The organism is Pseudomonas sp. RL_5y_Pfl2_69 (genome assembly GCF_963970465.1).
Classification (GTDB): Bacteria; Pseudomonadota; Gammaproteobacteria; order Pseudomonadales; family Pseudomonadaceae; genus Aquipseudomonas.
Map to the genome: position 1 here is coordinate 227,471 of NZ_CAXAOU010000002.1, position 19,775 is coordinate 247,245.

General features: G+C 59.5%; 17 protein-coding genes. 9 read left to right on the top strand and 8 right to left on the bottom strand.

Features of this window, described 5'->3' with window-relative positions:
• Positions 1-70: 70 nt before the first annotated feature.
• Positions 71-1,648, top strand: coding sequence for a glutamine-hydrolyzing GMP synthase (guaA, locus tag AACY07_RS04330; RefSeq protein ID WP_019823631.1), 1,578 nt, complete (start codon positions 71-73; stop codon positions 1,646-1,648).
• A 105-nt stretch (positions 1,649-1,753) separates the two neighbouring features.
• Here guaA and AACY07_RS04335 read toward each other — a convergent pair whose 3' ends face one another.
• The gene (locus AACY07_RS04335; protein ID WP_339473590.1) at positions 1,754-2,065 is read right to left on the bottom strand and encodes a hypothetical protein; all 312 of its coding nucleotides are present in this window, start codon (positions 2,063-2,065) and stop codon (positions 1,754-1,756) included.
• Between the two features lie 302 nt (positions 2,066-2,367).
• Between AACY07_RS04335 and AACY07_RS04340 the strand changes: the two genes are divergently transcribed.
• Complete coding sequence (locus tag AACY07_RS04340) at positions 2,368-3,024, top strand: trypsin-like peptidase domain-containing protein (protein ID WP_133075938.1); 657 nt, start codon at positions 2,368-2,370, stop codon at positions 3,022-3,024.
• Between the two features lie 54 nt (positions 3,025-3,078).
• Here AACY07_RS04340 and treR read toward each other — a convergent pair whose 3' ends face one another.
• Positions 3,079-3,786, bottom strand: coding sequence for a trehalose operon repressor (gene treR, locus AACY07_RS04345; RefSeq protein WP_339473591.1), 708 nt, complete (start codon positions 3,784-3,786; stop codon positions 3,079-3,081).
• A gap of 207 nt (positions 3,787-3,993) precedes the next feature.
• On the opposite strand from treR, the gene treP reads away from it, so the two are divergent.
• The 7 genes from treP (at position 3,994) to tadA (ending at position 13,437) form a co-directional block, all read left to right on the top strand.
• On the top strand, positions 3,994-5,436 hold the full coding sequence (gene treP / locus AACY07_RS04350) for a PTS system trehalose-specific EIIBC component (RefSeq protein WP_326425393.1): 1,443 nt from the start codon (positions 3,994-3,996) through the stop codon (positions 5,434-5,436).
• Between the two features lie 102 nt (positions 5,437-5,538).
• On the top strand, positions 5,539-7,185 hold the full coding sequence (gene treC / locus AACY07_RS04355; RefSeq protein ID WP_339473593.1) for an alpha,alpha-phosphotrehalase: 1,647 nt from the start codon (positions 5,539-5,541) through the stop codon (positions 7,183-7,185).
• Positions 7,186-7,241: 56 nt separating this feature from the next.
• Entirely contained in the window at positions 7,242-8,465 is a 1,224-nt protein-coding gene (locus AACY07_RS04360) for a maltoporin (protein ID WP_339473595.1), read from the top strand.
• A gap of 59 nt (positions 8,466-8,524) precedes the next feature.
• Positions 8,525-11,056: a phosphoenolpyruvate--protein phosphotransferase gene (gene ptsP, locus AACY07_RS04365; protein WP_339473597.1), complete on the top strand. Its 2,532-nt coding sequence runs from the start codon at positions 8,525-8,527 to the stop codon at positions 11,054-11,056.
• Positions 11,057-11,058: 2 nt separating this feature from the next.
• A complete protein-coding gene (locus AACY07_RS04370; RefSeq protein ID WP_133075932.1) occupies positions 11,059-11,334 on the top strand; it encodes a PTS transporter subunit EIIB in 276 nt (91 codons plus the stop codon).
• 235 nt (positions 11,335-11,569) lie between these two features.
• Positions 11,570-12,946 carry a multicopper oxidase family protein gene (locus tag AACY07_RS04375; RefSeq protein WP_339473599.1) on the top strand — a complete coding sequence of 459 codons (1,377 nt, stop codon included), beginning with the start codon at positions 11,570-11,572 and terminating at the stop codon, positions 12,944-12,946.
• Positions 12,946-13,437 carry a tRNA adenosine(34) deaminase TadA gene (gene tadA / locus AACY07_RS04380; protein ID WP_133075930.1) on the top strand — a complete coding sequence of 164 codons (492 nt, stop codon included), beginning with the start codon at positions 12,946-12,948 and terminating at the stop codon, positions 13,435-13,437. Before AACY07_RS04375 ends, tadA begins: the two co-directional genes overlap by 1 nt.
• 114 nt (positions 13,438-13,551) lie before the next feature.
• Here tadA and cmoB read toward each other — a convergent pair whose 3' ends face one another.
• The 6 genes from cmoB to lon form a co-directional block, all read right to left on the bottom strand.
• A complete protein-coding gene (cmoB, locus tag AACY07_RS04385) occupies positions 13,552-14,508 on the bottom strand; it encodes a tRNA 5-methoxyuridine(34)/uridine 5-oxyacetic acid(34) synthase CmoB (RefSeq protein WP_219260842.1) in 957 nt (318 codons plus the stop codon).
• Complete coding sequence (cmoA, locus tag AACY07_RS04390; RefSeq protein ID WP_133075928.1) at positions 14,505-15,248, bottom strand: carboxy-S-adenosyl-L-methionine synthase CmoA; 744 nt, start codon at positions 15,246-15,248, stop codon at positions 14,505-14,507. The genes cmoB and cmoA overlap by 4 nt, the downstream gene beginning before the upstream one ends.
• An 84-nt stretch (positions 15,249-15,332) precedes the next feature.
• Positions 15,333-15,968: a lysoplasmalogenase gene (locus AACY07_RS04395; protein WP_339473603.1), complete on the bottom strand. Its 636-nt coding sequence runs from the start codon at positions 15,966-15,968 to the stop codon at positions 15,333-15,335.
• Position 15,969: 1 nt separating this feature from the next.
• Positions 15,970-16,362: a protease inhibitor I42 family protein gene (locus tag AACY07_RS04400; protein ID WP_133075927.1), complete on the bottom strand. Its 393-nt coding sequence runs from the start codon at positions 16,360-16,362 to the stop codon at positions 15,970-15,972.
• A 75-nt stretch (positions 16,363-16,437) separates the two neighbouring features.
• Positions 16,438-16,932 carry a hypothetical protein gene (locus AACY07_RS04405; RefSeq protein WP_133075926.1) on the bottom strand — a complete coding sequence of 165 codons (495 nt, stop codon included), beginning with the start codon at positions 16,930-16,932 and terminating at the stop codon, positions 16,438-16,440.
• A gap of 243 nt (positions 16,933-17,175) precedes the next feature.
• Complete coding sequence (gene lon, locus AACY07_RS04410) at positions 17,176-19,605, bottom strand: endopeptidase La (protein ID WP_133075925.1); 2,430 nt, start codon at positions 19,603-19,605, stop codon at positions 17,176-17,178.
• Between the last annotated feature and the right edge of the window lie 170 nt (positions 19,606-19,775).

The following is a 19,775-nucleotide window of genomic DNA, read 5'->3' on the forward strand; positions in this document are numbered from 1 at the left end:
ATACGAATTAAGTCACCGGGGCTGTTTGATTCAGCCCCGTGTCGTTTCTGTAATTAATCGAGATTTTGTCATGGCCCTCGACATTCACGCTCACCGCATCCTGATTCTGGACTTCGGTTCCCAGTACACCCAGCTGATCGCCCGCCGCGTGCGCGAAATCGGCGTTTACTGCGAACTGCACCCGTTCGACATGGATGACGCAGCGATCCGCGAATTCGCACCCAAGGGGATTATCCTCGCCGGTGGCCCGGAATCCGTGCACGAAGCCGGCAGCCCTCGCGCGCCGCAAGCTGTATTTGACCTGGGCGTACCGGTTTTCGGTATCTGCTACGGCATGCAAACCATGGCTGAACAGCTGGGTGGCAAGGTCGAAGGTTCCGAGCTGCGTGAGTTTGGTTATGCCCGTGTAGACGTGGTCGGCAAAAGCCGCCTGCTGGACGGCATCGAAGACCATATCGACGCTGACGGCCTGTTCGGTCTGGACGTGTGGATGAGCCACGGTGACAAGGTCACCAAAATGCCATCCGACTTCCACGTTCTGGCCAGCACCCCAAGCTGCCCGATTGCTGGCATGTTCAGCGACGAGCGTGGCTACTACGGCGTGCAGTTCCACCCGGAAGTGACCCACACCAAGCAGGGCGGTCGCATTCTGTCGCGCTTTATCCTCGACATCTGCGGCTGCGAAGCCCTGTGGACGCCGTCGAAAATCGCGGAAGACGCCATTGCCAACATCCGTGCCCAGGTTGGCACCGACAACGTCTTGCTGGGTCTGTCCGGCGGCGTTGACTCCTCGGTGGTTGCAGCGTTGCTGCACAAGGCGATCGGCGATCAGCTGACGTGCGTATTCGTGGACAACGGCCTGCTGCGCCTGCACGAAGGTGAGCAAGTGATGGCCATGTTCGCCGAGAACATGGGTGTCAAAGTGATCCGCGCCAACGCGGCGGATCAGTTCCTGAACAACCTGGCTGGCGAAAGCGATCCAGAGAAGAAGCGCAAGATCATCGGCCGTACCTTCATCGACGTATTCGATGCCGAATCCTGCAAGCTGGACAACATCAAGTACCTGGCCCAGGGCACCATCTACCCGGACGTGATCGAGTCGGCTGGCGCCAAGAGCGGCAAGGCTCACGTCATCAAGTCGCACCACAACGTGGGCGGCCTGCCGGACGAGATGAACCTCAAGCTGGTTGAGCCGTTGCGCGAACTGTTCAAGGACGAAGTCCGTCGTCTGGGCCTGGAACTGGGTCTGCCGTACGACATGGTCTACCGTCACCCGTTCCCGGGTCCGGGCCTGGGTGTACGTATCCTGGGTGAAGTGAAGAAGGAATACGCCGACATCCTGCGTCGTGCTGACCACATCTTCATCGAAGAACTGCGCAAGGCCGACTGGTATCACAAAGTCAGCCAGGCATTCGTGGTGTTCCAGCCGGTCAAGTCGGTTGGCGTTGTAGGCGATGGCCGTCGTTACGCCTGGGTTGTAGCCCTGCGTGCCGTAGAAACCATCGACTTCATGACCGCACGTTGGGCGCACCTGCCTTACGAGCTGCTTGAAACCGTCAGCGGCCGGATCATCAACGAAATCGAAGGCATCTCCCGCGTGACCTATGACGTGTCGAGCAAGCCGCCGGCAACGATTGAGTGGGAATGATTGGACGTCTGGCACTGACCGGCACCAAGCAGCACTGAACACCCTGAAGCCCGCGTAATTGCGGGCTTTTGGCTTTTTGGGTCTGGCAATCCGTTGGCTGACGGGTTACCGACGGCCGTCGCACACCGGCGATTCGCCAATACGACCGAGCTTGCACATGTCCACGTTATCTTTGCGTTTGTAGCCTGCGTCTTTCATGCAATAGAAGTTCAGTAACCGCACATCGATTGGCGACCTGTCTCCCGCGCCATCAACATTGGTATATCCGCACGCACGCATCGCAGCAATGATCCCGGTCTGCGATACGCCCTCCTTGTACCATTTTGTGTAATCCGGAGCCGGCGGTTGAAAGCCCCTTCCCGTGCAACCAATCAGTAGCACAGCGCAAAAACCCAGCAGCAGGCTCCTCGTGAACATGGCGTTATTCCTTATGGTTTGACCTGCATAAAGTGAGTGGCGCCGTCGGGTGAATCTCTCCAGAAAGGCTGCGCGTAGGCCTCCTCGATTTCGGCACATTTTCGGCGCCAATTATTTGAACTCCCTGGTTGCTCAAAAAGCAATTGGGCTTAGTTCGATTGATTCATACGCGTTATTAAATTGTCAGCCATAAGTAATACAGCGACCCACTAAAACAAGCAGTTAGGAGCGCTATTCTCTGTGCTGTCAAAATACTGACAATAACAGCCAGTTGCATTCTTCCTATAAGTCGGTGATTTATCATGATCAAGATCATGGCCTTCTTGTTAATAGGAGTTGTCACTGCAGGATGCAACGGATTCGTGAAGCCCGACTTGTCGGGGCCCGTTAATGACGCGTACTTTACGGTCTTTTCAGGCTTTCCCGTGCCGTTTATGTACATGGCCTCGGCCGTGCAATGGAACGAGGAGTACGCCGTCACGACCGCGCACACTCCGTTTATCCCCAATGTTGCATACCGTTGTAGCACGCATTGCGATCTGGTCTTCATCAAGCACAAGGCAAGCGGCCACTTTCCATCCTGGCGGGCCCCGCGTGTGGGTGAAAGTATTACCGCAGTGGGGGTGAGCCCTTATCTGGTGACCACCACGGGCAAAGGCAAGGTGTATCAAACCCCCTTTCGCAATATCGAAGAGCATAGCGGTGATCTTTATGGCATCCACGACGCACCGCTGGTCAAGGGAATGTCGGGCGGGCCGGTCATCGCCAGTGACGGCAGCATTGTGGGTATCAATGAAGGGTTCTACTCGACCACATTGAACGATGTGATCACTCAGTCCGGCTTGAAAGGCGCGCAGAGGGTGAGCATCTTTATCCCGTATTCGATTATTCAGCGCGAGTGGCTGATGTTGCAGGCCCAGCTGGATGGCCCGCGTGGTTCGAAGTATGCGGTGAAGTAAACCCGGAGCACTTCGCCCTCTCTCTCAAAGGGAGAGGGTGAGGCCGGATTGGCTCTAGCGCCGTGCCACATCCGAAAAGTAGAACTTGTCCAGTGTATGCCGCGACTCGGTGTACTCGAACTGGCGCCCATCCTGCAGAAACGTCTGGTTGCTCACCACGATGACATGGCTCTGACCGTCCAGGTCCAGATGCTGCTGATCGTCCTTGCTGCGCGGCACCGCTTCGATGGTGCGCTGGGCATAGCTGATCTGCAGGTTCAGGGTTTGCTCGATGTAGGCATAAATCGAGTGCTGGGCAATGTCAGGATTGAGTCCCGGAATCAGGTCGCTCACGAAATGGTTGATGTCCAGGATCACCCGTTTGCCATCTATGCGGCGTACCCGTTTGATTCGGGTGATGAGGCTGCCTGCTTCCACATCAAGCTTTTCGCACAACCCACTCTCCATTAGCGCAAATTGCGTGAATTCAACGACGTCCGTGCTGACGTTGTCGCCCAGGCGCGGGTAAGTTTCCTGGAAGCTGACAATGCCACCCAGCTGAAACTCGATCGGGCTGGATGACAGCACAAAAGTGCCTTTGCCGTGGATCTTTTGCGCAAAACCGCGTTCCTGAAGTTGCTCGATGGCCTTGCGCACCGTGCCACGGCTGGCGTCATAACGGGTCATCAACTCGGCTTCGGATGGCAGGCGTGCGCCGCGGGCCAGGCGTTCAGTGGTAATGCTGGCAAGCAGATCGGTGTAGATCTGATTGTATTTAGTCATGGCGAGGGCTCTATGCCGTTGGGGCTCTGGGCCCGAACCTTAAGGGCAGGGGGTAGGCAGCGCAAGTGCAGACCCCGGGGGAGCAAGTAAAAAAATGCAAACTCGTCTGTACCAGTTGTTGCTTTAACTCGTACAGACGAGTATTTTTCGCTTCGGCGTGCTGCCAAAACGACGCTCCATAATAAAAATTCAAGCGGAAGACAACGCATGAGCCACGACTATTCCAAGATCGCCAGCGAGTTGCTGCACAGCCTCGGTGGCGCCGATAACGTTGAGCAGGCCGCACACTGCGTCACGCGTTTGCGTCTGGCGCTCAAGGATCCAAGCCGGGTCGACAGCGCAACCCTTAACCAGATCGATCTGGTCAAAGGCTCCTTTTTTACCGGCGGCCTGTATCAAGTGGTGATCGGCCCCGGTGAAGTCGAAAAGGTCTATGCCGCCCTGCGGGAACAGACCGGCCTGGCCGCAGCCACCATCGCCGATGTCAAACAGACGGGCGCCGACAAGGCCAACGCCATGCAGCGTCTGGTGCGGGTGTTCTCCGATGTGTTCATGCCCATCCTCCCTGCACTGATCATTGCCGGCCTGTTGATGGGGGTTAACAACCTGCTGGGCGCCAAAGGCATGTTCATTGCCGACAAAACCCTGCTCGATGCCTACCCGTCACTGGACGGTGTATGGAGCCTGATCAACCTGATGGCCAACACGTCCTTTGTGTTCTTGCCTGCTTTGGTGGGCTGGTCGGCTGCCAAGCGTTTTGGTGGCAGCGAAATTCTCGGCATCGTGCTGGGCCTGATGCTGGTCCACCCCGACCTGCTCAATGCCTGGAACTACGGCAAGGCCGTGGCCGGGCTGGACGGTCAAAGCCTGCCGTACTTCAACATCCTGGGCCTGTTCCAGATCGAGAAGGTGGGCTACCAGGGGCAAATCCTGCCGATCCTGATGGCGGCGTATGTCATGAGCGTGATCGAGAAATGGCTGCGGGCGCGGGTACCCAATGCCATTCAACTGCTGGTCGTGCCCATCACCACCATCGTCATCACGGGCGTGCTGGCGCTGGCAATCATTGGCCCGGTGACTCGCCACCTCGGAATCCTGATCACCGAAGGCGTGGTCATGCTGTTTGACCTGGCGCCGGTGCTCGGCGGGATGATTTTCGGCCTGCTGTACGCACCGCTGGTGATCACCGGCATGCACCACATGTTCCTTGCCGTTGACCTGCAACTGATTGCTACTCAGGGCGGAACGTTTATCTGGCCGATGATCGTCATGTCCAATCTGGCCCAGGGCAGCGCCGCGCTGGGCGTGTTCTACATGAGCCGCAATGTGCGTGAACGCAGCATGGCCTCGACCTCCGCGGTATCCGCGTATTTCGGCATCACCGAGCCGGCGATGTTCGGGATCAACCTGCGCTACAAATTCCCGTTTTATGCGGCGCTGATCGGTTCGGCCCTGGGCAGCATTTTCCTGTCGCTGAACAAGGTCCAGGCCTCGGCCATTGGCGTCGGTGGCTTGCCGGGCTTTATCTCGATCATTCCGCAGTACATCCCGATGTTTGTGATCGGCATGCTGGTGGCCATTGTCGTGCCGTTTGTCCTGACTTGCGCCCTGAGCCTGAAAATCATTCGTCCCGGTTATCGCGTCGTTTAAACCCCTATCCCGTAGTCGCTGCCGAAGGCTGCGAGCTGTCGAACTTTTACCGGCTCGCAGCCTTCGGCACCGACTACAGAGCCCATTGAGCAGGATTCTTTTATGCAAGACTGGCAGCGCTCGGTGATCTATCAGATCTACCCAAAAAGCTTCTACAGCCACGCGGGCAACCCGACCGGTGACTTGCTGGGCGTGGTCGACAAGCTCGATTACCTGCAATGGCTGGGCGTTGATTACCTGTGGCTGACCCCGTTCCTGCGCTCGCCCCAGCGTGACAACGGCTATGACATCAGCGACTACTACGCCATCGACCCGAGCTACGGCAGCATGGCCGATTGCGAGTTGCTGATCAGCGAGGCCAAGGCCCGGGGCATCAAGCTGATGCTCGATATCGTGGTCAATCACACCTCCATTGAACACGAGTGGTTCCAGCAGGCGCGCAGCAGCCTCGACAACCCGTACCGCGACTATTACATCTGGCGCGACCAGCCGAACAACTGGGAATCCAAGTTCGGCGGCTCGGCCTGGGAATACGAGGCGCAAACCGGCCAGTACTTTCTGCATCTGTTTGACCATACCCAGGCCGACCTCAATTGGGACAACCCCAACGTACGGGCGCAAGTGTACAAACTGATGTGCTTTTGGCGGGACAAGGGCGTGGGCGGATTTCGCCTGGACGTGATCAACCTGATCTCCAAGCCGGCTCACTTCCCCCAGGACAACAGCGACGGGCGCCGTTTCTACACCGACGGCCCGAATGTGCACGAGTACTTGCAGGAGATGCACCGCGAAGTGTTCGAGGGCCACGATCTGGTCAGTGTCGGCGAGATGTCGTCCACCAGCCTTGAACACTGCATCCGTTACTCGCGACCCGAGAGCAAAGAGCTGTCGATGACCTTCAACTTTCATCACCTGAAAGTCGATTACCCGAACATGCAGAAGTGGGTACGGGCCGACTTCGATTTTTTGCAGCTCAAGGGCATCCTCTCGGACTGGCAAGTCGGCATGCAGGCGGGCGGAGGGTGGAATGCCTTGTTCTGGTGTAATCATGACCAGCCGCGTGTGGTCTCGCGCTTTGGCGATGACGGTGAACACCGAGTGGTCTCAGCCAAGATGCTCGCCACCGCGCTGCATTGTTTGCAAGGCACGCCGTATGTCTATCAGGGCGAGGAGATTGGCATGACCAATCCCGGGTTCGAGGCTATCGAGCAGTACCGGGATGTGGAAACCCTGAACATCTATCGACTCAAGCGCGAAGCAGGCGCGTCTCACGATGAATGCATGGCCGCGATCAAGCAAAAGTCGCGGGACAACAGCCGCACTCCCATGCAATGGGATCACCAGGCGAATGCCGGTTTCAGCAGTGCCGAACCGTGGATCGGTATTCCCGCCAATGCACACGCCATCAACGTTGAAGATCAGCTCAATGACTCGTCGTCGGTACTGCATCACTACCGGCACTTGATCGCCTTGCGCCGCGATGAGCCATTGCTGCAACACGGTGAGTATCGCCTGTTGTTGCCTGAGCACTCTCAGGTGTGGGCGTATCTGCGTCAGGGTGACGGCGAGTGTTTGCTGGTGATCAACAACTTCTACGGCACACCCTGCGCCATCGAACTGCCGCAAGGCGTGATTGACGCGGGCATGGACCAACGGCTGCTGGTCAGCAACTACGACGACTGCCCGGTGCGCAGTCGCAGCATCTCGCTGCGCCCGTATGAGTCTTTCGTGCTGCACCTGAACACCTGAAGCTGGATTCCACAGAAATATGGCTGTAATCACATAAAAATAAAAAAGGTCGTCCCATGAAATCTTCACTCAACCACAGCATTTGCATCGCCAGCCTGTGCCTGCTGGCGCCACTGTCAGCCAGCGCACTGGAGTTCGCCGGTTACCTGCGCAGTGGCGTGGGCAACTCGCTCAATGGCGGCAAGCAGTCGTGCTTCAAACTGCCCGGTGCCGAGGCCAAATACCGGCTTGGCAATGAATGTGAGCAGTACGCCGAGCTTGAACTGCGCCAGGACGTGTACAGCTTCGAAGACGGCTCGGTGCTGAGCGTCGATGGCATGGCTTCGTTGTACAACCAGTACGACCGTCAGCTGACTTTTCAGGGCGACAACGGGGCGGCTCGCCTGCCGCAGTTGTACGCGCAGTGGTCCAACCTGCCGAGCCTCAACGGCGGCTCGCTGTGGGCCGGGCGTCGCTACTACAAGCGTAACGACATCCATATTTCTGACTTCTACTACTGGAACCAGAGCGCTACCGGTGCCGGTGTCGAAGACGTGCTCATCGGCGGCCTGAAATACAGCTACGCCCTGTCGCGCAAAGACAATCTCTACCAGGAAAACTACGTGACCCGTCACGACTTCAACGTGGCCGGTTTCAACACCAACCCCGGCGGCGAGCTGGAGTTGGGCCTCAGTTATCTGGACAAGCCCGAGCGCACCGACGCCCACAGCGGCTGGGCCATTACAGCGCAGCATGTACAGAGCGAGTTTCTGGGCGGCAAAAACAAATTTGCCGTGCAGTATGGCGAAGGCTCCGGCACCGGGCTGGGTTACACCGGTGACTTTCGGCTGGATAACAGCAGCAAGCGCTATCGCATCGTCGAGTTTTTTGACTGGCAAGTGACGCCGCGTTTCGGCGGGCAGATCGAGGCGGTGTATCAGAAGGATTTTCGCCCTGACGGCGGCAATCAGGAATGGCTGTCCCTGGGGGTGCGCCCGGCCTACGCAATCAGCGAGCAGTTCAAGCTGGTCACCGAGCTGGGGCATGATCAGGTCAAGGCTGCAGACGGTACGCGCAAGCTGAGCAAGTTCACCTTCGCGCCTACCTGGTCGCCCAAGGGGCCGGGCTTCTGGACGCGGCCTGAAGTGCGCTTGTACTACACCTATGCCAGTTGGAACGCTGCCGCACAACGGGCGGCCAATGAGCTGGACGCGGGCTCGGCCTTGTCCGATACCGGCGCGTTCGGCACGGCGCGGCACGGCTCAAATGCCGGTTTGCAAGTCGAATACTGGTGGAAATAAGCGGGCTGTCGGAGCTCGTGCTCCATCGGCATTTAACCGAATCAACTGCAGGTGAAGTCATGGTCACATCCCAACAACTCCAATTGCTGGCGCCACTGTCCGGTGTGCTGATGGCGCTGGATAACGTGCCTGACCCGGTATTTGCCAGTCGCCTGATTGGCGACGGCCTGTGTATCGACCCAACGTCGCAGGTGCTCTGCGCGCCGCTGGCCGGAGTGATCAGCAACCTGCAGCACACCGGGCACGCGGTCAGCATCACGGGCGACAATGGCGTGCAGGTATTGCTGCACATCGGGCTGGATACAGTGAGTCTGGGCGGCAAGGGGTTCACCGCGCTGGTCGAGGAAGGCCAGCAGGTGACTGCGGGGCAGGCGCTGATCGAGTTCGATGCGGACTACATCGCGCTGCATGCCCGCAGCCTGTTGACGTTGATGCTGGTGGTGAGCGGCGAAACCTTTGTTCCTCTGGGGGCGGGCCGCGATCTGGTTGAAAGTGGCCAGCCGGTGTTGAGCGTGCAACTGGCGCAGGCTGAAGCCGTGGCCGTGGCAGACGATCTGAGCACGGCGGCACACCGTTCAGCGCCCCAGGCCTTGCCCAATGCCAACGGCCTGCACGCCCGTCCCGCAGCGGTGTTCGCCCAGGCGGCGAAAGGCTTTGCGTCAACCATCCATCTGCACAAGCAGGGTGACAGCGCCAACGCCAAGTCGCTGATAGCGATCATGGCCTTGCAGACGGTGCACGGTGACAGTGTTTACCTCAGCGCCGCTGGCGCCGATGCCGATCAAGCCCTCAAGGTGTTGTCCGAGCTGCTGGCGTCCGGTTGCGGCGAAACGGTTGCGGCAATGCCGGTCGAGCTGTCGCCAGCGGTCGCGTCTGAGCAGGCTGCAACCGATGTGTTGCGCGGGGTTTGCGCTTCACCGGGCTCGGCCTTCGGTCATGTGGTGCAGCTCAACGAAAGCGCGCTGCAGATTACGGAGTTCGCGCCGCATCCCGCCCTCGAGCGCGACCATTTGGAGCAGGGGCTTGCAGAGGCCGCCCACGCGCTGAAAACCCTGTGTGACAATGCCCCGGGCAAGGCTCAGGCCGACATTTTCAAGGCGCATCAAGAGCTGCTTCAAGACCTGGGTTTGCTGGAGCAGGCGTTTGGGCTGATCGAGCAGGGCAAGAGCGCAGCTTTCGCCTGGCAAAGCGCCACGCAGGCCACTTCGACACTGTTCAAGGGACTGGGCAGCCACTTGCTGGCCGAGCGCGCGCTGGATCTGGAAGACGTTGGCCAGCGGGTGCTCAAGCTCATGCTGGGCGTGCAGGACCATGCCCTGGAATTACCCGACCACGCCATCCTGATTGCCGAACAACTGACCCCGTCCCAGACCGCCTCGCTGGATACCCGTAAAGTGGCGGGCTTTGCCACCGTCGGCGGGGGCGCCACCAGCCATGTTGCGATTCTGGCCCGGGCGCTGGGCTTGCCCGCGATGTGCGGGATGCTGCCCCAGGTGCTGGCGCTGGCCAATGGCACCCCGGTCCTGCTCGATGCTGATCGGGCAGAGTTGCACCTGCACCCGGACCCTGAACGCATCCAGCAGCTCACTCTCCAGCGTGCCCGGCAGCACGAGCGTCAGCAACGGGACCTGCAACAGGCCACTCTGGCGGCCTGCACCCGGGACGGGCGGCATGTTGAGGTCAGCGCCAATATCGCGTCCCTGGCCGAGGCCGAGCAGGCTGTGGCCCTTGGAGCGCAAGGGGTGGGCTTGTTACGGTCCGAATTTTTGTATCTGGAGCGCAACAGCCCCCCCAGCCACGACGAGCAAGTAGCCACCTACAGCGCTATCGCCCGCACCGTGGGTACAGAACACAATCTGGTGGTGCGCACACTGGATGTGGGCGGCGACAAACCGCTGGCCTACGTACCGATGGAGCACGAGGCCAATCCATTCTTGGGTATGCGCGGGATTCGTCTGTGCCTGGAACGTCCACACCTGCTGCGTGAACAGTTGAGCGCGATCCTGGCCAGTGCCGACCTGACCCGGTTGCACATCATGTTGCCGATGGTCACCCAGTTATCTGAACTGCGCATGGCCCGCCAGATGCTCGAAGAACAGGCGCTGGCGCAGGGGATCAGCACACTGCCAAAGCTTGGGATCATGATCGAAGTGCCGGCGGCGGCCTTGATGGCTGATCTGTTTGCGCCGCTGGTCGACTTCTTCTCGATTGGCACCAACGACCTGACCCAGTACACCCTGGCGATGGACCGTGACCACCCGCGTCTGGCCAGCCAGGCGGACAGCCTGCATCCGGCGGTATTGCGCTTGATCGCCAGCACCGTCAAGGCTGCCCACGCTCATGGTAAATGGGTTGGCGTGTGCGGTGCGCTGGCCTCCGAGTCGGTGGCGGTGCCGGTGTTGCTGGGGCTGGGGGTTGATGAGTTGTCAGTGAGCGTGCCGTTGATTCCGACGATCAAGGCCCGGGTTCGCGAGCTTGAGTTCTCGGCGTGCCAAACTCTGGCGCAGCAGGTGCTGGGGCTGGAAAGTGCCGAGCAGGTGAGAGCGGCATTGCAACCACGGGTGCAGCCCATGACTGCGTTGGAGTACTGAACATGTTCGATAAAATGCAAAAAGCATTCTGGAAAGCCCTGACCCCTGATCTGGTGGCTGATGAACCAGGCCAGTCGGCATCGATTCTGGACGAAGCCGTATTGGCGGCGCTCGGCGGTGCTCGTAACGTCAAGTCCGGGCAGCGGGTGGCCTTGACCCGTATCCGCGTGGAGCTGGCGGATGTCACGCGCATGGACCCACAGGCTCTGCGCGCTGCGGGCGTACCGGGGATCCTGAGCCTGCCGGGCGGTCTGGTGCATTTGGTGGTGGGGTTGTAAACCCGGGCCCACGGCCCATAGGTGGGAGCGGGCTTGCTCGCGATGACAGCGCTGCGGTGTACCTGTCACACCGCAGCGATCCAATCGCGAGCAAGCCCGCTCCCACAGGGTGTGTGTTTGCCTGGCAACTGTGACCCTTCGCCACCCCGCCCTTACTGTTTCGCAATTGCAGGTGTATCGTATTCGCCTTTTGCGGGCTTCACGTCCGCGCCGGATACGAGAGGTAGTTGAATCCATGTCCTTTACCCGTCGACAAATACTCGGTGGTTTGGCCGGCCTGGTAGTGGTGGGTGTTGGCGCAGGAGGCGCTTCGCGTTACTGGCTGGGCAAGGTGGCTGCCGAAAACGCAGGTCACGATTACGAGCTGATTGCCGCTCCACTGGATGTCGAGCTGGTGCCCGGTCATCAGACCCAGGCCTGGGCCTTCGGCCCTTCGGCACCCGGTACCGAGTTGCGGGTACGCCAGGGCGAATGGCTGCGGGTGCGGTTTATCAACCATCTGCCGGTCGCCACCACCATCCACTGGCACGGCATCCGCCTGCCGCTGGAAATGGACGGCGTGCCTTACGTCTCCCAATTGCCGGTACTGCCCGGTGAATATTTCGATTACAAGTTCCGGGTGCCGGATGCGGGCAGCTACTGGTATCACCCGCACGTCAACAGCAGCGAAGAGTTGGGTCGTGGCCTGGTCGGGCCACTGATCGTTGAAGAGCGCGAGCCCACCGGTTTCAAGCACGAACGCACCCTGAGCATCAAGAACTGGCATGTGGATGAAGAGGGCGGCTTCCTGCCGTTCAGCATTACCCGCGAAGCGGCGCGTGGCGGTACGGCGGGGCGACTGTCGACGATCAATGGCAGCCATGTGCCGACCATTGAGTTGCCGGCCGGGCAGATCACTCGCGTGCGCATCCTCAACCTCGACAACACGCTGACCTACCGCCTGAATATTCCCGGCGCCGAAGCCATGATCTATGCGCTGGACGGCAATCCCGTCGAGCCAAGGCCGTTGGGCAAGGATTACTGGCTGGGCCCCGGCATGCGTATTTGCCTGGGCATCAAGGCCCCGGCTGCGGGCGAGGAGCTGTCGTTGCGTGATGGCCCGGTACGCTTGGGCACCTTGCGCTCGGTCGCCAGCAATGATGCACCGACGCCGTGGCCGCCGGCATTGCCGGCCAACCCGATTGCCGAGCCCGACGTTGCCAGCGCCGAGAAGATCAACTTCAACTTTGAATGGGTCGGTTCGGTGTCCGAGGACCTGGGCCCCGATCAGCCACCCAGCTTGTGGCAGATCAATGGTGTTGCCTGGGACATCAAGGACAAGACCTGTGCCGACCGTCCCATTGCCAGGCTCAAACTGGGCCAGAGCTACATCTTTGAGCTCAAGAACATGACCCAGTACCAGCACCCGATCCATTTGCACGGCATGAGCTTCAAGGTGCTGGCGTCCAACCGCAAAAAGATCATTCCGTACTTCACCGACACTTACCTGTTGGGCAAAAACGAGCGTGCCCGCGTGGCGCTGGTGGCGGATAATCCCGGGGTGTGGATGTTCCACTGCCATGTGATTGACCACATGGAAACCGGCCTGATGGCCGCTATTGAGGTTTCCTGATGCGACAAGGGCGTCAACCCCAGATCATCGACCGCAGTCGCGATCAAGACTTTATGCGCGAAGCGCTGGCCCTGGCCGCCCAGGGAGCAGCCCTGGGTGAAGTGCCGGTGGGTGCGGTGCTGGTGCAAAACGGTGAAATTATCGGTCGCGGGTTCAATTGCCCGATCAGCGGCAGCGACCCCAGCGCCCATGCCGAGATGGTTGCCATCCGTGACGCCGCCACAGCCGTAAACAACTATCGGCTACCGGGCAGCACGCTGTACGTGACACTTGAGCCGTGCAGCATGTGTGCGGGGCTGATCGTGCATTCGCGGGTGGCGCGGGTGGTGTATGGCGCGCTGGAGCCCAAGGCCGGGATTGTGCAAAGTCAGGGGCAGTTCTTTACCCAGGGCTTTCTCAACCACCGGGTAGTGTTTGAAGGCGGGGTATTGGCGCAAGAGTGCGGGGCGGTCTTGAGCGAGTTCTTCAAGGCCAGAAGAGCGAAATCCTAGGGACATCAACCACCCAACCTGTGGGAGCGGGCTTGCTCGCGATGCAGACGGCGCGGTCAATCTGGATTCGCGCGGTGATGCTATCGCGAGCAAGCCCGCTCCCACAGGTCGTGGTTATTTCTTCGCGATGATCACCGCCCGCATCGGCGCAGGCAGGCCTTCGATGGTTTTGCTGTGGTCGTTGGGGTCAAGGTAGTCGCTCAGTGACTGGAACTTCATCCACTCGGTCGCGCGCTGTTCCTCGACCGTGGTGACGCTCACGTCCACGCAGCGCACGTCGCTGAAACCAGCACGGCGCAGCCAGCGCTCAAGCGCCGGAATCGAAGGCAGGAACCACACGTTGCGCATCTGTGCGTAACGGTCTTCAGGCACCAGCACCTGATTCACATCGCCTTCAATCACCAGGGTTTCCAGCACCAGCTCACCGCCTTTGACCAGGCAGTCTTTCAATGCCAGCAAATGCTCGATGGGCGAACGACGATGGTAGAACACGCCCATGGAAAACACCGTGTCGAAGCCTTCGAGGTTCGGCGGCAGGTCTTCGAACGGGAAGGGCAAGTGCCACGCGGCCTCTTGCTGCAAGAACCGCTGTACAGCCTGGAACTGGCAGAAAAACAGCCAGTTGGGGTCAACCCCGATCACGCTGTGAGCACCGGCGCCGAGCATGCGCCACATGTAGTACCCGTTGCCGCAACCCACATCGAGGATGCGCTTGTGCTTGAGGTCGATATGGGGGGCAACGCGTGACCATTTCCAGTCCGAGTGCCATTCGGTATCAACGTGCACACCAAACAGGTCGAACGGGCCTTTGCGCCACGGCGACAGGCCCATCAGCGCCTGGCGCATCTGCGCACGGGTTTCGTCGTCGCAATCGGTGTCCAGGGTCAGGCCGTCAAGCAGGTCGATTTCACTGGGTTTGACGTTGGGCAACGCATCCAGCGCGCTTTGCCAGCGCTCCAGATCGCCGTGGCCTTTCTCCATTTTGACGTCGAGCTGGGCCTGCAGGGTGTTGGCCCATTCAGCCAATGGAGTGCCGGCCAGACGCCGGGCAAGTGGGGACAGATCAATCATGGCAAGGCAATCAACGAGGCGAAGTTAAGACACTGGAACCACGGCACGACTTTCGAGAACCCGGCCGCCAGCAGGCGCTCGCGGTGTTCTTCGAGGCTGTCGGGCTTCATGACGTTTTCGATGGCACTGCGCTTTTGCGCAATCTCCAGATCGCTGTAGCCATTGGCACGTTTGAAGGCAACGTGCAGCTCGGTCAACAGCGCGTGCTCTTCGGGATCACTGAAGCGCAGTTTTTCCGAGAGGATCAAGGCGCCGCCCGGCAGCAGCGACTGTCGAATCCGTCCAAGCAGCGCCAGGCGCTCATCGGGGGCGATAAATTGCAGGGTGAAATTCAGCGCAACCACTGACGCGGGCTCAAATTCCAGCGCCAGGATGTCACCTTCGATCACTTCAACGGGCAACAACTCCTGAAACATCGAGTTCTGCCCATTGAGGTATTCGCGACACCGCTCGACCATCGCCGCCGAGTTGTCTACCGCAATGACCTTGCAGCCTTCGGTGCGCACGTGTCGGCGCAGGGCCTGGGTCACCGCACCCAGCGAACTGCCCAGGTCGTACAGGACGCTGTTGGGCTGGGCAAATTGTGCCGCGAGCACGCCGAGGTTTTCGACAATCGTCGGGTAGCCGGGCACCGAGCGCTTGATCATGTCCGGGAACACCCGCACCACGTCTTCGTTGAAGGCGAAGTCCGGCACCTGTGCCAGGGGCTGGGCGAAAATACGGTCGGGTTCTTTGCTCACGGCGGTTCCGGCGATGGGAAATTTTAAAGGGGCGGCATTTTAGCCAAGTTAGCGCCTGGATGCGCGCTCTGTCTGATAAACCGTTCAGCGACTGCTCTGTGAACGCACTGAGGCGCCAATGCCCCATTGGCCGAGCCAGTAAGTGAGAATGATCAGGTAGGGCGCTGCGCTGAAAGGCAGCACGAAGCGGTCGATGCCAATCAGGCTGTCCGAGACCACGAACGCCACCGCGCCCGCGGCTGCCAGCCAGGCCGAGCGCCCGGGTACGTGGGTGCCCAGGCGGGCGAGGGCGCGCCACAGCATGGCGCTGATGGCCAGGGCGTAGACACACACCGGGATCAGCAAATCCCCAAGGCCCCTGGAGGCCATTACGGTCAATAAGCTGCCTCCGGCAAGCAGCGCCAGCCCCAAAGGCAACAAGGCCGGACGGCGGCAGTCCACAAGGTAGGCCTTGAGATAGGCCAGGTGGGCGAACAGAAACGCGCCCAGGCCAAAGACAAACAGGTCTTGGGGCCATGCCAGCAGAATGTCACCCAGCACGGAAAACAGCAGGCCGATGCTGACCCAGCGTCGATACGGGCTGGCCGGGGTGTCCTGTAGCCAGCCGAGCAGCATCAGCACGGGCACCGGTTTGCTCAGTAAACAGAGCAACGTGTCATGGGTGCTCAAACCGTAGAGGTAAGTGCCCGCGCCGATCACCGCCAGGATCAGCCACGTCATATCAGTTCACCGTGATCGCGCAGTCGAATACGTGTGCGGGTTCGGCTTCGGGCTCCCATGGCTGTTGCGAGGTCAGGCGCAGGCGCCCGCTGCCTGCGGCAAACACCTGGAAGCGCCAGGTCGAGAGCCCGCCACTGCCCAGCAGCTGGCCATCGTCGCTGCTTGTGTAGACCTCCGGGCCCAGGCTGCGCAGTACGCCGCCCGCGGAGTCCTGAATGGCCCAGCGATAACCGGTGGTGGGGTTGCTGGGCAGGGACACAATCAGATGCTGCCCTACGTGCAGTTGCTTGGGGCAATCACTTTGTGATTCGACAGTAACGTTATGTGCAGGCTGTTGAGCGCAGGCCGCCAGCAGGCTGAGGCCAAGCAGAGGGATAAGGCGTGCAGAAAGCATTGAAGGCTCCGGTCAGACAAACACAATGGCTCAGCATAACCCATGACGGAGGCTGCGCCATTTGTCGGCTACCGGTCAGAGACAGGCATGGGGTGGGCTGATGGTGAAATCGCCACTCATTTCCATGCTGTTGCCGTTGTGGTCCAGGCCTTCCATTGTGAACAGCCGTGCGCTGTAGCAACTCTCGACCACGCTCAGGTGCAAGGTGCCGACGTCGGCCTGGTTCAAGTGATAAACCTGGCGGCCATCGACTTCAATGCATTCGATGTAGGACATCGATTTGATGGGGCCGTGTTCGTCTTTTTTAAACCCATAAATGCCGGACTGGATATTGATGTCCAGGGTCAGGGTCACAGCGCGATAGCGGGTTGAGCCGAAGTCATCGAACTCGGCCGTGATGACAATTTTCTTTTGGCTGCTGGCGAATGTCATTTCCTGGGCAGTAAAAGCTGGGCGGTCGAGCAACTCGGCCTTGAGCTCTCCCCGGGTTCTAGGGTTGAAAACCTTTTGCCCTGGTTCGTTCTGCCTGAGGACATCCGGATTTTCATACACAGGATGATGAAGTGGCATAGTCGGTTCCAGCGTTATTTTTGTGTGATTGGGCTCTATTAACGATAGAAAGTGTGCAGATGTCTACTGTCAGAAATGACAGTAGACGTGTCTAGAATAGATCTCACACGACATGTTGCAGGCAAAAAATGTGGGAGCGGCTTGCTCGCGATGCAGGCAGCGTAGCTTGTCAGGCAAACCACGCTGCTGCCATCGCGAGCAAGCCCGCTCCCACCGGGGTCAGGCAGCTACAAAAAACAGCCTTTAAAACAGCACCTTGGCCACATCGGTAAAGCGCTTGGCAAAGTGCACGGTGATGCCTTCTTTCAGATAATCGGGCAGTTCTTCAAAGTGACCGCGGTTAGGTTCGGGCAAGATCAGCTCGTTGATTTTTTGCCTGCGCGCCGCGATCACTTTTTCACGCACACCGCCGATCGGCAAAACATGCCCGGTCAGGGTCAGCTCGCCGGTCATGGCGATGCCTTTTTTCGGCGGCTGATTGCGCGCCAGAGACAGCAGGGCACTGGCCATGGTGACGCCTGCACTCGGGCCGTCTTTGGGCGTGGCGCCTTCAGGGACGTGCAAGTGCACAAATGCTTCATCGAAAAACTTGGGGTCGCCGCCAAACTGTTTCAGGTTGGAACTGATATAGCTGTAGGCGATTTCGGCAGACTCTTTCATCACCTCTCCCAGTTGCCCGGTCAGCTTGAAACCGCGGTTGAGGGTGTGAATGCGGGTGGCCTCAATGGGTAATGTCGCGCCGCCCATGCTGGTCCAGGCCAGGCCGGTAATCACTCCGGTGCCGCTGATCACCTGCTCGTTACGGAACACCGGCATGCCCAGTGACGCTTCGAGGTCTTTGGGGCCGATCTTGATCACAGCCTTCGGGTCTTCCAGCAACTTGACCACTGCCTTGCGCACCAGTTTGCCCAGCTGCTTTTCAAGCTGGCGCACCCCGGCTTCGCGGGCATAACCGTCGATCACTGCGCGCAGGGCACTGTCGCTGATGCTCAGGCTGTTTTTGGACACGCCCGCCTTCTCCAGCTGTTTTGGCCACAGGTGGCGCTTGGCGATCGCGACCTTTTCTTCAGTGATGTAGCCCGAGAGGCGAATGACTTCCATGCGGTCGAGCAACGGGCCGGGGATCGAGTCCAGGGTGTTGGCCGTACAGACGAACAGCACTTTGGACAGGTCCAGGCGCAGGTCCAGGTAATGATCGAGGAAATCGACGTTCTGTTCCGGGTCCAGGGTTTCAAGCAAGGCTGACGCCGGGTCGCCCTGGAAGCTTTGGCCCATTTTGTCGATCTCATCGAGCATGATGACCGGGTTCATCACTTCAACATCCTTGAGCGCCTGCACCAGCTTGCCCGGCTGGGCGCCAATGTAGGTACGGCGATGGCCCTTGATCTCGGCCTCGTCACGCATGCCGCCGACGCTGAAACGGTAGAACGGGCGCCCCAGGGATTCGGCAATCGATTTGCCGACACTGGTTTTACCCACACCCGGCGGGCCTACCAGCAACACAATCGAACCGCTCACCGAGCCTTTGTAAGCGCCCACTGCCAGGAATTCGAGAATCCGGTTTTTGATGTCATCCAGCCCGGCATGGTGGGCATCAAGCACTTTGCGCGCGTGCTTGAGGTCGAGCTTGTCCTGGCCGAACACGCCCCACGGCACTGACGATGCCCAGTCCAGGTAATTGCGGGTAACGGCGTATTCCGGCGACCCGGTTTCCAGGATCGACAGCTTGTTGAGTTCTTCATCGATGCGTTTTTGCGCCTGGGCTGGCAGCGTCTTGCCTTCAAGCCGCTGCTTGAACTGCTCGATATCGGCGCTGCGATCGTCCTTGGTCAGCCCCAGTTCCTGCTGGATCACCTTGAGTTGTTCCTTGAGGAAGAACTCGCGCTGATGTTCGCCGATCTTGAGGTTAACTTCGGCTGAAATCTCTTTTTGCAGCCGCGCGACTTCGACTTCCTTGCGCAGCATGGGCAGTACTTTTTCCATGCGTTTGAGCATGGGCACGCAATCGAGCACTTGCTGCAGCTCGTTGCCCGTGGCCGAAGTCAGCGCCGCCGCGAAGTCGGTCAGCGGCGAAGGGTCGTTGGGGCTGAAGCGGTTGAGGTAGTTCTTCAACTCTTCGCTGTACAGCGGGTTGAGCGGCAGCAGCTCTTTGATCGCATTGATCAGCGCCATGCCGTACGCCTTGACTTCGTCAGTGGGCTGCTTGGGCTGCTGCGGGTATTCGACTTCCACCAGATACGGCGGGCGGTGATGCTTGAGCCACATGCTGATGCGCACGCGGGTCAGGCCCTGGGCCACGAATTGCAATTTGCCGTTTTCGCGGCTGGCGTGGTGAACCTTCACCAGCGTCCCGTATTCCGGAAGGCTTTTGGTGTCGAAATGGCGAGGATCCTCAGGTGGCGTGTCGACAAAAAACAGCGCCAGAGAGTGATGAGGTGACTTGCTGACCAATTCGAGGGTTTCAGCCCAAGGTTCTTCATTCACGATGACCGGCAAGACTTGTGCCGGGAAGAACGGGCGATTGTGAATCGGGATGATGTACACCTTGTCCGGCAGATTTTGCTCGGGCAATGCCAGCTCAGTCCCGCCTGAGTGGGGTTGGTGTTCGGATTCGGAGTGTTCTACATCGGTGTACTCAGTGGTGTTGTCCGGAAATTCTTGCTGGTCGCTCATGGGGCACCTGCGCAATTGGGTATGGGTGTTAGATGGGGCGCGGTGCCAGTGGTTTCAATGGTGAACAGATTTTCATGGTCAATTGGCGTGTAGCCGCTGAGGAGCGATGCGAGGCTGCGACGGGTTGCGCAGCGACCCTGTTTGAAGGTCCTTGGGCCCTTATCGCAGCC